Below are 12,631 nucleotides of genomic sequence, written 5' to 3' on the forward strand. Positions count from 1 at the left end.
AACCGAGAGGGCCGGACCCCACGAGGGGTCCGGCCCTTTCAGGCGCTAGCGGGTGATCAGGCGTCGCCGCCGGCGGCACCCGGGTCGGCCGCGGCCACGTCCAGCAGCTGGTAGCGGTCGATCGCGTCCTTCAGCACCGAGCGCTCCACCTTGCCCTGCTTGGCGAGCTCGGTGAGCACCGCCAGCACGACCGACTGGGCGTCGATGTGGAAGAAGCGACGGGCCGCGCCACGGGTGTCGGCGAAGCCGAAGCCGTCGGCGCCCAGCGACTGGTACTGGCCCGGCACCCAGCGGGCGATCTGGTCCGGCACCGCGCGCATCCAGTCGGACACCGCGACGATCGGGCCCTCGGCGCCCTGCAGCTTCTGGGTGACGTACGGCACGCGCTGCTGCTCCTCGGGGTGCAGCAGGTTGAACTCCTCGGCCTCCACCGCGTCGCGGCGCAGCTCGTTCCAGGAGGTCGCGGACCAGACGTCGGCCTTGACGTTCCACTCCTCGGCGAGGATGCGCTGGGCCTCCAGGGCCCACGGCACGGCCACGCCGGAGGCGAGGATCTGGGCCGGGATCTGGCCGGCGGTGCCCGGCGCGTACTTGTGCAGACCCTTGAGGATGCCCTCGACGTCCACGTTCTCGGGCTCGGCCGGCATCTTGATCGGCTCGTTGTAGACGGTGAGGTAGTAGAACACGTCCTCGCCGTGCGGGTGCTCGGCCGAGGAGCCGTACATCCGGCGCAGACCGTCCTGGACGATGTGCGCGATCTCGAAGCCGTACGCCGGGTCGTACGCGACGACGCCCGGGTTGGTCGAGGCCAGCAGGTGCGAGTGGCCGTCGGCGTGCTGCAGGCCCTCACCGGTCAGGGTGGTGCGACCGGCGGTGGCGCCGAGCACGAAGCCGCGGGCCAGCTGGTCGGCCATCTGCCAGAACTGGTCGCCGGTGCGCTGGAACCCGAACATCGAGTAGAAGACGTACACCGGGATCAGCGGCTCGCCGTGGGTCGCGTAGGACGAACCGGCGGCGATCAGCGAGGCGGTGCAGCCGGCCTCGGAGATGCCGTCGTGCAGCATCTGGCCGGTCGGCGACTCCTTGTAGGCCAGCAGCAGGTCGCGGTCGACCGACTCGTAGGTCTGGCCCATCGGGTTGTAGATCTTCGCCGACGGGAACAGCGAGTCCATGCCGAAGGTGCGGTACTCGTCCGGCGCGATCGGCACGAAGCGGTTGCCGATGCCCTTGTCCCGCATCAGGTCCTTGAGCAGCCGGACGAACGCCATGGTGGTGGCGATGGTCTGGTTGCCGGAACCCTTCTTGACCGCCTTGTACGCGTCGTCGCCGGGCAGCACCAGCGGGCGCGGGCGCACCTTGCGGGTGGGCACGAAGCCGCCGAGGCCCTGGCGGCGGTCGTGCATGTACTGGATCTCCTCCGAGTCGCGGCCCGGGTGGTAGTAGGGCGGGTAGCCCTCGTCCAGCTGCTTGTCGGTGATCGGCAGGTGCAGCCGGTCGCGGAAGCGCTTCAGGTCGTCGACCGTCAGCTTCTTCATCTGGTGGGTGGCGTTGCGGCCCTCGAAGTTGGGGCCCAGCGTCCAGCCCTTGACCGTCTGGGCCAGGATGACCGTCGGCTGGCCCTTGTGCTCGCGGGCCGCCTTGAACGCCGCGTAGATCTTCTTGTGGTCGTGGCCGCCGCGACCCAGGTGCTGGATCTGCTGGTCGGTCATGTTCTCGACCATGGCGCGCAGGCGCAGGTCACCGCCGAAGAAGTGCTCGCGGATGTAGTCGCCGGTCTCGGTGGCGTAGGTCTGGAACTGGCCGTCCGGGGTGGTGTTCATCTTGTTCACCAGGACGCCGTCGCGGTCCTGCGCGAGCAGCGGGTCCCAGCTGCGGTCCCAGATGAGCTTGATCACGTTCCAGCCGGCGCCCCGGAACTGGGACTCCAGCTCCTGGATGATCTTGCCGTTGCCACGGACCGGGCCGTCCAGGCGCTGCAGGTTGCAGTTGACCACGAAGGTCAGGTTGTCCAGGCCCTCGCGGGCGGCCAGCGACAGCTGGCCGAGCGACTCGGGCTCGTCCATCTCGCCGTCGCCGAGGAAGGCGTACACGTGCGAGTCGGAGGTGTCCTTGATGCCCCGGTGCTCCAGGTAGCGGTTCATCCGCGCCTGGTAGATCGCGCCGAGCGGGCCGAGGCCCATCGAGACGGTCGGGAACTCCCAGAAGTCCGGCATCAGCCGCGGGTGCGGGTAGCTGGACAGGCCGTACGGGGCCTTCGACTTCTCCTGGCGGAACGCGTCGAGCTGCTGCTCGGTGAGTCGGTCCAGCAGGAAGGCGCGGGCGTAGATGCCGGGGGAGGCGTGGCCCTGGAAGAAGACCTGGTCGCCGGACTCGCCCTCGGCGTCCTTGCCGCGGAAGAAGTAGTTGAAGCCCACGTCGTAGAGCGACGCGGAGGAGGCGAAGGTGGCGATGTGACCACCGACGCCGATGCCCGGGCGCTGCGCCCGGGAGACCATCACGGCCGCGTTCCAGCGGGTCGCGTTGAGGATCTTGCGCTCGATCTCCTCGTTGCCGGGGAAGAACGGCTCGTCCTTGGTCGCGATGGTGTTGACGTAGTCCGTGCTGCGCATCTCGGGCACGGCGACACGCTTCTCGCGGGCGCGCTCGATCAGCCGCAGCATCAGGTAGCGGGCACGCTCACGCCCCCGCTCGTCGATGGCCGCGTCGAGCGACTCCAGCCATTCCGCGGTCTCCTCGGGATCGAAGTCCGGGACCTGACTCGGAAGGCCGCCAATGATGATCGGGTTGCGATCGGATCCGGAAGCCACGCTGTTCCTTCACTGTCGGTCGAAACTGAGGTGTGTCGCGCCGCCTCCATCGTGCTACCGCGCTCGGAGATCCGTCATCTCTACCGATCGGTAACCGTTCCGCCTGGTGGACGGAGCGGTCTGGTGGCGTGCGTCGCGGGCGTCTTCGTCCGCTCCGAACACCCCCGGGTGTTACGAAAAGAGGTGGTCCGACCTGGTGTCCCGTCCGCCCGATGGCGGGCGGCCGGGGTGAGGGCCAACAGGAGACTCTACGCCCGCGCACACGCGGACCCCGAATGCCGTTCGCATCTCGGGCACGCGTACGGCCTGTGGGCCGGGACCACCCGAAGCATCCTTGTCCCATGCAGAGAAGGGCAAATCGGTGTGATTCCCGACACGTCGACCGGCGTGTCCCGCTGTGACACGTCAACCTTTGGAGGGGATCGGCGGTCGGGTACTTGCGCGAACCGCCGCGCCCGTGTGGACTACGGCCACAGCCTCGGCATGGACGCCGAGCCGAATACTGGAGGTTATTCCCGTGAGCGCGACCGCGGACCCCGCGGACAAGTCCAACCCGGCGACCCGTCTCGGCTTCGAAGAGGGCCAGATCGTCCAGGAGCTGGGGTACGACGACGACACTGACCAGGATCTCCGCGAGGGCATCGAGGAGATCACCGGGACGGATCTCGTCGACGAGGACTACGACGACGTCGCGGACGCCGTCCTGCTGTGGCACCGCGACGACGACGGGGACCTCACCGACGCCCTCGTCGACGCCCTGGAATACCTGGCCGAGGGCGGTCTGATCTGGCTGCTGACGCCCAAGACCGGCCGGGACGGCCACATCGAGGCCTCCGACATCGCGGACGCGGCCAAGACCGCCGGCCTCTCGCAGACCAGCTCGATCGCGGTCGCCAAGGACTGGGCGGCCACCCGCCTGGCGACCAAGTCCACGACGAAGCAGCCCAAGCAGCGCTGAACGGGACCCTGAAGCCCGTGCCGGGCCCCGCCGGAGATCTCCTCCGGCGGGGCCCGGCGCATTTCCGCACGGCTTTCCGGGTGTCCCTCCGCGGGGCCCTCCACGGTGCCTTCCGGGGCGGCTCGGGCTCTTCCGGCGGCGGTTCGCGCGTTCGCTCAGGGCGGAAGGGCTGGGCCGGTCGGCGGGCCGGGTCATCCGTTCGGCCGAACGCGGGTGAACGGATGCGAGGATGGCGGCTGCCGTGCCCGCCGCGCGGCCCGGTCGCGTCAGAAAGGTCCCGTTCATGGCCATCGAGGTCGGCAACCCGGCTCCGGACTTCGAGCTCACCACCCAGCACGGGGAGACGGTCCGGCTGGCCGACTTCCGCGGCCGCAAGCACGTCGTCCTGGTCTTCTACCCGTTCGCCTTCACCGGCGTGTGCACCGGCGAGCTGGGCGCGATCCAGCGCGAGCTGGCCGGGCTGCAGAACGAGGACGTCCAGGTGCTCGGCGTCTCCTGCGACTCGCAGTTCGGCCAGCGGGTGTTCGCCGACCGGGAGGGCCTGGAGTTCCCGCTGCTGGCCGACTTCTGGCCGCACGGCGAGGTCGCCCGGGCGTACGGCGTCCTGGACGAGGAGAAGGGCTGCCCGCTGCGCGGCACCTTCGTGATCGACAAGGCCGGCACGGTCCGCTGGAGCGTCGTCAACGGCCTCCCGGACGCCCGGGACGAGCAGGAGTACCTGGAGGTCCTGGCCGGGCTCTGAGGCCCGTGCGGCCACTCCTGCGGGGTCCGTGCGGCCGCTCCTGCGGGGCCCGTGCGGCCGCCCCCGGAGGCCCGCGCGACGCGTCCGCCTCGCCCGTTCGGCCGTGCGTGCGGGAACCCGGTACTACGCTCGGGCCGTTGGCGGAGTGGGGCGCACGTCCGTTTCCGGCGGGCGGCGCCTCGAACCGCACCACCGGGGGCACCAGCCGGTGCCTCCCGATTCTTGGAGGACAAGTGGGAGTCAGCCTCAGCAAGGGCGGCAACGTCTCGCTCACCAAGGAGGCCCCCGGGCTCCAGGCCGTCGTGGTCGGCCTGGGCTGGGACGTCCGGACCACCACCGGGACGGACTTCGACCTGGACGCCAGCGCGCTGCTCTGCAACGAGCAGGGCAAGGTCGGCTCGGACGGCAACTTCGTGTTCTTCAACAACCTGAAGAGCCCGGACGGCTCGGTCGAGCACACCGGCGACAACCGGACGGGTGAGGGCGAGGGCGACGACGAGGCGATCAAGGTCAACCTGGCCGGCGTCCCGGCGGACGTGCAGAAGATCGTCTTCCCGGTGTCGATCTACGACGCCGAGAGCCGGGGCCAGAACTTCGGCCAGGTCCGCAACGCGTTCATCCGGGTGGTGAACCAGGAGAACAACGCGGAGCTGGCGCGCTACGACCTCTCCGAGGACGCCTCCACCGAGACCGCGATGGTCTTCGGCGAGCTCTACCGCAACGGCGGCGAGTGGAAGTTCCGTGCCATCGGCCAGGGTTACGCCTCCGGCCTGCGCGGCATCGCCCAGGACTTCGGCGTGAACGTCTGAGTCTCCTGCGGCGCAAGGGTTCTGCGCCGGATTCCCGGGGCGGCCCCGGACCTTCGCGGTCCGGGGCCGCCCCGGCTTCGTCCGGGCCCGCCGCGCTGCGAGGATGTGAGTTCAGGAAGTTCAGCCGGCCGAAGCGGGCCGGCCGGGGCCGCGGGGGATACACCTGTAAGGCGCCCCGGGAGAAGCAAGGGAGGAAGAACACCATGGTGGTCACGCTCGCCAAGGGCGGGAACGTCTCGCTCACCAAGGCCGCGCCGAACCTGACGCAGGTCCAGATCGGCCTCGGCTGGTCCGCCCGTTCGACCACGGGCGCACCGTTCGACCTCGACGCGAGCGCCCTGATCTGTGGCGGCGGACGGGTGCTCGGCGACGAGTACTTCGTCTTCTACAACAACCTCAAGAGCCCCGAGGGCTCGGTGGAGCACCAGGGCGACAACCTCGTGGGCGGCGACGACGCGGGTGACGACGAGCTGATCCTGGTCAACCTGGAGCTGGTCCCGGCCCAGGCGGACAAGGTGGTCTTCGCGGTCTCGATCTACGAGGCCGAGTCCCGGCTGCAGAACTTCGGCCAGGTCCGCAACGCCTACATCCGGGTCGTCAACTCCGTCGACGGCCAGGAGATCGCGCGCTACGACCTGTCCGAGGACGCGTCCAGCGAGACGGCGATGATCTTCGGCGAGCTGTACCGGTACGCGGGCGAGTGGAAGTTCCGTGCGGTGGGCCAGGGTTACGCCTCCGGCCTGCGCGGGATCGCGCTCGACTTCGGCGTCAACGTACAGTGAGGGCGCAAATCAGACTTATCGCACCCAGTTGACGATCAACGATCAACGATCATGAGAACAGAGGGCAGTGCGGGGGTGACCTGACCGGGCCCGGCCCGGTCAGGCGTCTCGGGACCAGGCCGCCCCCGGCACGGCCAGAACCCGAAAGGTAGCCAACTCCCGTGTTCCTCCGCACATTCGGCTGGTCGTTCGCGATCACAGCCATCGGCCTGGCCGCGGCCGGACTGCTCTGGGGAGCCCAAGGCTTCGGCATCGTGCTGATCCTCTCCATCCTGGAGATCTCCCTGTCCTTCGACAACGCGGTGGTCAACGCCACGGTGTTGAAGCGGATGAACCCGTACTGGCAGAAGATCTTCCTGACGGTCGGTGTGCTGATCGCCGTCTTCGGGATGCGGCTGGTCTTCCCGCTGCTGGTCGTCGGTCTCACCGCGAAGCTCAACCCGGCGACGGTCATCGACCTCGCGCTGCACTCCGACAAGACCCACGACGGCCTCACCTACGGTCAGTACCTGGCGGCGGCCAACCCGGCCATCGCGGCCTTCGGCGGCGTCTTCCTGCTCATGATCTTCCTGGACTTCGTGTTCGACGAGAAGGAGCACAACTGGCTGGGCTGGCTGGAGCGTCCGCTGGAGAAGGTCGGCAAGCTGGACGCCCTCTCCAGCGTCGTCGCCCTGGTCGCGCTGGTGCTGGCCTCGCGGTTCTTCGCGGCGGAGCACGCCGAAACCGTTCTGCTGGCCGGTGTGCTCGGCCTGATCACCTACCTCGCGGTCGGCGGCCTCTCCTCGATCTTCGAATCGGGCCTGGAGGAGGAGGCGGAGCGCGAGGAGGAGGCCGAGAAGTCCGGCAAGCCGATCGTCCAGGTCGCCGGCAAGGCCGCGTTCTTCCTGTTCCTCTACCTGGAGGTGCTGGACGCCTCGTTCTCCTTCGACGGCGTGGTCGGCGCCTTCGCGATCTCCAACGACATCTTCCAGATCACCCTGGGCCTCGGCATCGGCGCGATGTACATCCGCTCGCTGACCGTCTTCCTGGTCCGCAAGGGCACCCTGGACGACTACGTCTACCTGGAGCACGGCGCGCACTACGCGATCGGCGCGCTGGCGGTGATCCTGCTGGTCGGGATCAAGTACCACATCCCGGAGATCGTCACCGGCCTGATCGGCGTCGCCTTCATCGGGCTGGCCCTGGCCTCCTCGATGCTGCGCAACCGGCGCGAGGGCTCGGCGGAGGAGAAGGAACTGGTCGGCAGCGGGCAGTAGTTCGTTCCGTGTTGCGGGCGAACGCGACGGCCGCCCCCGGGGGATCCGGGGGCGGCCGTTTCGCATTGCTCCTGCGGTGCCGGGTCAGCCCAGCTGCTGCTCGATCGCGCGCAGCTTGCGCTCCAGCGAGTCCAGCTTCGGCATCGACAGGGTGTCGTCGTCGGCCGTCAGGTCGATGGTCGAGCGGGAGGACGAGGTCGAGCCGGTGATCGAGGAGGAGAAGGAGTAGGACGAGCCGACGGCGGCGCGGGGGCGGCCGGCGTCCAGGGCGCTCGGCTCCAGCGGGCTCGGCTCCAGCCGGCTCGACGAGGAGGACGAGCTGCGCGGGGTCAGCGGGGCGAACGGGTCCTGCGCGGTCGGGGTGGCGTGGTCGCTCCCGGCGGCTAGGGCAGGCTCCGTAGCGCTCGGGCCGTCTCCGGCCGCCGTGAGCGCGGGCACCTGACGCCCGCCGCGGGCCCGGGCGAGCATGCCGCCCTGGCGGGAGATCGCCTTCAGCTCGGCCCGCTCGCGGCGGTCGGCGGAACGGGCGCGCACCTTGGCGTCCAGCTTCGCCTGGCGCTCCTCGCGCACCTCCTCCACCGCCTCGTCCAGGCTGCGGACGTTCTCCAGCAGCATCAGCGACCAGGCCGCGTAGGTCTCGCGCGGGGCGCGCAGCCAGCGGACGATGCGGATCTGCGGGAGCGGACGCGGCACCAGGCCCTGCTCGCGCAGCGCGGCCTTGCGGGTCTGCTTCAGCGCCCGGTCGAACAGGATCGCCGCCGAGATCGACATGCCGGAGAAGAACTGCGGGGCGCCGGCGTGACCGAGGCCGCGCGGGGCGTGCACCCAGTTGAACCAGGCCGAGGCGATCGCGAACACCCAGACCAGGAGCCGGGAACCGAGCGCGGCGTCACCGTGGCTGGCCTCGCGGACGGCGAGCACCGAGCAGAACATCGCGGCGCCGTCCAGGCCGAACGGGACGAGGTACTCCCAGCCGTTGGACAGGCCGAGGTTCTCGATGCCGAAGCCCACCAGGCCGTGGAACGACAGCGCGGCCGCGACGCCGGCGCAGCAGAACAGCAGGGTGTACGAGGAGATGCCGTAGATCATCTCCTTGCGGCGGCGGCGGTCCTCGCTGCGCTCCCAGGAGTCGGCGGCCTCGTCCTTCTTCGAGTTCTTGAATCGCAGCGTCGCCATCAGGATGGCGACGAACAGCAGGGCTGCGCCGCCGACGACGGTCCAGACCAGCTGTATGGAGGTCAGGTTCATTGCGGGTCGGGCCTCGGGTTTCCGCAGGGGACAGGTTCAACAGAGCGACACACAGGCGGTCAGGGCCCGCCGCGCGGGCACGGCCTGACGGTTCGTTCGTCGCCGCACGGTGTGCCCACCGCGCCCGCGCAGGGGCGGACGGGACACCTGTGCGGCTAGACGATATCGCGTCCGAAGGGGCGGCATGTTACGGGAGGGCGGCTTCCTCGGGCCAATCGACCCACCGGTTCGCGTCATCGGGGGGCGCGAACGGCCGGGAGGGGTAGGAAAGGGGAGGTTCGGGTATCCGTCGCCCGGGCCGATGACCGATCATGGACCGGCGGATCGTCGAGCGACTCGGTGTCGATCGGCGCGGTGTCAGGTTGCCTGACGGAGGCAGGGGAAGAGGACTGGATGGTCTCGATCTGGGAGTACCTGCGCGGGGACAAGAGCTACACCTTCGACGACCCGGGCGCCCAGCACAAGGTCACGCTCACCAAGTCGGCGCCGCAGCACGCGATCACCGGCTCGGCCGCCACCACCGGCTACCTCTACGTCAACCTGCACTGGACCATGCGCTCGGGCGCGGCCCGGCCGAGCACCCGGGACACGGTCAAGCGCTTCTTCAGCCCGCGGATCCTGAGCCCGCTGGAGCCGGACTCGCCGGGCGGCAACGAGCAGGTGAACGTCGACCTCGACCTGGCCTGCATGTACGAACTCTCCGACGGCACCCGGGGCGTGGTGCAGCCGCTCGGCGAACTCTTCGGCGACCTGCGCGAACCGCCGTACATCAAGCTCAGCGGCGACGACCAGTACGGGGCGCCGTCCGGCGAGACGATGTACGTCAACCTGGAGAAGAAGGACAAGTTCAAGCGGCTGCTGATCTTCGTCTACATCTACGACGGCACCCCGGCCTTCGAACAGACCCACGCGGTGATAACGATCGTCCCGCAGACCGGGCCGCGGATCGAGATCAAGCTGGACGAGCGGGCCCGGGCGGCGCGCTCCTGCGCGGTGGTGCTGATCGAGAACGGCGGGGACAACCAGCTGACGGTGCGCCGTGAAGTGAAGTACGTCAACGGGTTCCAGGCGGACATCGACCGGCTGTACGGCTTCGGGATGCAGTGGCAGCGCGGGTACAAGGGGCAGCGGCCGGGGGGCGGGGACTGAGGGTCCCCGGCGGGGCCGCCGCAGCGCTGGCGCTGCTTCGGCGGCCCCGCCGGGCTCGGCTCAGTGGGGTTGGAACTGTGGGCCCTGCGGGGGGAGTGCGAACTCCTCGCCGGCCGCTGCCGCTGCCGGTGCCGGGGGCTGCGGCGGGACGGGCGGTTGCTGGCCGGTGCCGGGCTGCTGCTGGTGCGGGTAGCCGTAGCTGCCGGGGTGCTGCTGCGGGGGGACGGTCTGGGGCGGCTGGGGGTAGCCGTAGCCGGTGCCCGGCTGCGGTTGCGGCGGGTACGGCTGGGTGGGCTGGGGGTAGCCGTAGCCGGTCGCGGGCGGCTGCTGCTGCGGGTAGCCGTAGCCCGTGCCGGGCTGCTGCTGGGGGTAGCCGTAGCCGCCCGGGTGGTGGGTCGGCGGTGCGGGCGGGGCCGGCGGGACGTTCGGGGGCACGGTGGGCGGGGCCACCGGCGGGGGCGTCATGGTCGGCGGGGTCGCGGGCGGCGGGCCGACCGGCGGCGGGGTCGGCGGAGCGGGGGGCGGCGGGGTCGCGGGGCCGGTTGCGGCGGCGGCCGGGGCGGGGGTGGTCGTGGGCTGCGCCGGGGGCTGGTGTGCCGGAGGCTGTTGCGTCGAGGGCTGTTGTGCCGCGGGCTGGGGGACGGCCGGGCTCAGGGTGAAGGTACCGGGCTCGGGCCGGGCCTCGGAGCGCGGGTCGGGCAGCGGGGTGGCGCGGGGGTCGACCGCGCCGGTGGGGGTGGCGGCGGAGGCGGGCGCCGGGACCGGGGTCGGCGTCGGGGCCGGGGGCGCTGCGGGCTCGTCCGCCTCGTCCTCGACGGTGATGCCGAAGTCGGTGGCCAGGCCGATCAGTCCGGAGGTGTAGCCCTGGCCGATCGCCCGGAGCTTCCAGGCGCCGTTGCGCCGGTAGAGCTCGGCCGCGACGAGGGCGGTGACGTTCTCGGCGTCGGCGATGGCGAACTCGGCGAGCGGGAGCGCGCCTTCACCGGTCGCGGCGTCGAACAGCAGCAGCCGCAGCCCGGGGACGGCGCGGAACGGGCCACCCTCGGAGGAGCCGGCCAGCACCACCCGGTCCACCTCGACCGGCAGCTTGGCGAGTTCGACCTCGACCGTGTCGATGATCTCGGCGCCGCCGGAGGTGTGCTGCTTGGGCAGGTGGCGCACCAGCCCGGAGGGGTGCCGCGGCTGGTTGTAGAAGACGAAGTCGGCGTCCGAACGGACCTTGCCGTTGGCACCGAGCAGCAGCGCGGACGCGTCCACGTCCGGCGCACCGGGCGTGGCGCTCCAGCGCAGCACGGCGCGGACCGCCGCCGCCGGCAGTGCGATGTTGGCGCCCTTGGCCATCACGTGCGTCATAGCGGACCATCCTGCCTGTTCGCCACCGCTTCGGACAACGTGACCGGGAACGCCGGCGTGGGGACGGACTTTGCCAAGACTTGCGCCGGAGCGACGTTTGCCGCCGTCCTCCCCCGATGGCCGGGGAAGCGTCCGGGTGGACGTCGAGGGAGCCGGATGTTCCGGGAGTTCAGTGCCCCGGCGCCGGGAACGGCCGGAATCCGTCCGTACGATGGGCGTTCGAACAGGCCCCCGGAGGTCCGGCGGAGGGGAGTTCCGCCGGCGGCGCGTCCAGGTGAAACCGCGGGCCGGAGGCCGTCCATCCCCGAGGAGAGCACCTTGCGCCATTTCGGCCACCTCGCTGACGACGTCCGCGCCCGGCTGTTCCTGGAGCAGCCGCGGACGTTCACCGCGCGCAGCGAGCCCGCGGTGCTCGCCACCGCCCTCGGCGGCACCCTCTACAGCCCCGCCACCAGGCCCGCGCTGGCCGCCGACATCCGCAAACAGGCTGCTCGGGGCGTGGTGTCGATGGTGCTCTGCCTGGAGGACGCGATCGCCGACCACGAGGTGGACGAGGGCGAGCGGAACCTGGTCGAGCAGCTGGCCGACCTGGTCAATGATTTCACCGACTGTGCACAGGACCATCCACTTCTCTTCATCAGGGTTCGCACCGCCGAGCAGATCCTCGACCTGGCCGAACGGCTCGGACCGGCGGTCGGACTGCTGAGCGGCTTCGTGCTGCCCAAGTTCACGGCCGGGGCCGGCGGTGCCTACCTGGCCGCCCTCGCCGCCGCCGAGGCCGCCACCGGGCGGCGGCTGTTCGCCATGCCCGTCCTGGAATCGCCCGAACTCGCCCACCTGGAGACCAGGCGCGAGCAGCTCTTCGGCATCGCCGAGCTGCTCGCCACCCACCGGGAACGGGTGCTCGCCGTCCGGCTCGGCGTCACCGACCTGTGCTCCGCCTACGGGCTGCGGCGCTCGCCCGACCTCACCGCGTACGACGTGGCGCTGGTCGCGGCGGTGATCGGGGACGTGGTCAACGTGCTCGGCCGGGCGGACGGCACCGGGTACACCGTGACCGGGCCGGTCTGGGAGTACTTCCCGGTGCAGGAGCGGATGTTCAAGCCGCAGCTGCGCCGCACCCCGTTCGCGGCGACCGCCGGCACCGCCCGGGCCTCCGGCGAGGAGGTCCGCCGCCGGATCATCGAGCACGACCTGGACGGGCTCATCCGGGAGGTCGAACTCGACCGTGCCAATGGCCTGTTGGGCAAGACCTGCATCCACCCCAGCCACGTCCCCGCGGTGCACGCGCTGTCCGTGGTCACGCACGAGGAGTACTGCGACGCCCGCGACATCCTCCGGCAGGAGCAGGGCGGCGGCGGGGTACTGCGCTCGGCGTACACGAACAAGATGAACGAGGCCCGGCCGCACCGGGCCTGGGCGGAGCGGGTGCTGCTGCGGGCGGAGGTCTTCGGGGTGGCCCGGGAGGACGTGAGCTTCGCGGAGCTGCTCTCGGCCTGCCTGTGCGGCTGACCCCTGACTCGTGAT

Annotated in this window: 10 protein-coding genes; 7 read left to right on the forward strand and 3 right to left on the reverse strand. The window is 70.7% G+C overall.

Annotated features, from left to right (window positions below):
- Nucleotides 1-56 precede the first annotated feature (56 nt).
- Nucleotides 57-2,807 (reverse strand): pyruvate dehydrogenase (acetyl-transferring), homodimeric type, encoded by a 2,751-nt coding sequence (gene aceE, locus O1G21_RS26370; protein ID WP_270147110.1) that lies wholly within the window; start codon nucleotides 2,805-2,807, stop codon nucleotides 57-59.
- A gap of 517 nt (nucleotides 2,808-3,324) precedes the next feature.
- On the opposite strand from aceE, the gene O1G21_RS26375 reads away from it, so the two are divergent.
- The 5 genes from O1G21_RS26375 (at nucleotide 3,325) to O1G21_RS26395 (ending at nucleotide 7,354) form a co-directional block, all read left to right on the forward strand.
- On the forward strand, nucleotides 3,325-3,765 hold the full coding sequence (locus O1G21_RS26375; protein WP_270147111.1) for a DUF3052 domain-containing protein: 441 nt from the start codon (nucleotides 3,325-3,327) through the stop codon (nucleotides 3,763-3,765).
- Between the two features lie 283 nt (nucleotides 3,766-4,048).
- On the forward strand, nucleotides 4,049-4,507 hold the full coding sequence (locus O1G21_RS26380; protein WP_270147112.1) for a peroxiredoxin: 459 nt from the start codon (nucleotides 4,049-4,051) through the stop codon (nucleotides 4,505-4,507).
- A 233-nt stretch (nucleotides 4,508-4,740) separates the two neighbouring features.
- Nucleotides 4,741-5,316, forward strand: coding sequence for a TerD family protein (locus tag O1G21_RS26385; RefSeq protein WP_270147113.1), 576 nt, complete (start codon nucleotides 4,741-4,743; stop codon nucleotides 5,314-5,316).
- 203 nt (nucleotides 5,317-5,519) lie between these two features.
- Complete coding sequence (locus O1G21_RS26390) at nucleotides 5,520-6,098, forward strand: TerD family protein (protein WP_270147114.1); 579 nt, start codon at nucleotides 5,520-5,522, stop codon at nucleotides 6,096-6,098.
- A gap of 161 nt (nucleotides 6,099-6,259) precedes the next feature.
- A complete protein-coding gene (locus tag O1G21_RS26395; RefSeq protein ID WP_270147115.1) occupies nucleotides 6,260-7,354 on the forward strand; it encodes a DUF475 domain-containing protein in 1,095 nt (364 codons plus the stop codon).
- 84 nt (nucleotides 7,355-7,438) lie between these two features.
- Here O1G21_RS26395 and O1G21_RS26400 read toward each other — a convergent pair whose 3' ends face one another.
- Nucleotides 7,439-8,602: a DUF2637 domain-containing protein gene (locus tag O1G21_RS26400; protein WP_270147116.1), complete on the reverse strand. Its 1,164-nt coding sequence runs from the start codon at nucleotides 8,600-8,602 to the stop codon at nucleotides 7,439-7,441.
- A 393-nt stretch (nucleotides 8,603-8,995) separates the two neighbouring features.
- Here O1G21_RS26400 and O1G21_RS26405 point away from each other — a divergent pair, with 393 nt between their 5' ends.
- Nucleotides 8,996-9,751 carry a Tellurium resistance gene (locus tag O1G21_RS26405; RefSeq protein ID WP_270147117.1) on the forward strand — a complete coding sequence of 252 codons (756 nt, stop codon included), beginning with the start codon at nucleotides 8,996-8,998 and terminating at the stop codon, nucleotides 9,749-9,751.
- A gap of 60 nt (nucleotides 9,752-9,811) precedes the next feature.
- On the opposite strand, the gene O1G21_RS26410 is transcribed toward O1G21_RS26405, so the two are convergent.
- Nucleotides 9,812-11,104, reverse strand: a complete 1,293-nt coding sequence (locus tag O1G21_RS26410) for a TerD family protein (RefSeq protein ID WP_270147118.1) — start codon at nucleotides 11,102-11,104, stop codon at nucleotides 9,812-9,814.
- Between the two features lie 318 nt (nucleotides 11,105-11,422).
- Between O1G21_RS26410 and O1G21_RS26415 the strand changes: the two genes are divergently transcribed.
- Nucleotides 11,423-12,616, forward strand: a complete 1,194-nt coding sequence (locus tag O1G21_RS26415; protein WP_270147119.1) for an HpcH/HpaI aldolase/citrate lyase family protein — start codon at nucleotides 11,423-11,425, stop codon at nucleotides 12,614-12,616.
- Nucleotides 12,617-12,631: the final 15 nt, after the last annotated feature.

Source organism: Kitasatospora cathayae, from assembly GCF_027627435.1.
Classification (GTDB): domain Bacteria; phylum Actinomycetota; class Actinomycetes; order Streptomycetales; family Streptomycetaceae; genus Kitasatospora; species Kitasatospora cathayae.

Excerpts from the sequence above, each read along its gene's own strand:
- O1G21_RS26380 (WP_270147112.1), top strand. The coding sequence starts at position 4,049 with ATGGCCATCGAGGTCGGCAACCCGGCTCCGGACTTCGAGCTCACCACC.
- O1G21_RS26405 (WP_270147117.1), top strand. The coding sequence starts at position 8,996 with ATGGTCTCGATCTGGGAGTACCTGCGCGGGGACAAGAGCTACACCTTC.
- O1G21_RS26410 (WP_270147118.1), bottom strand. The coding sequence starts at position 11,104 with ATGACGCACGTGATGGCCAAGGGCGCCAACATCGCACTGCCGGCGGCG.
- O1G21_RS26390 (WP_270147114.1), top strand. The coding sequence starts at position 5,520 with ATGGTGGTCACGCTCGCCAAGGGCGGGAACGTCTCGCTCACCAAGGCC.
- O1G21_RS26400 (WP_270147116.1), bottom strand. The coding sequence starts at position 8,602 with ATGAACCTGACCTCCATACAGCTGGTCTGGACCGTCGTCGGCGGCGCA.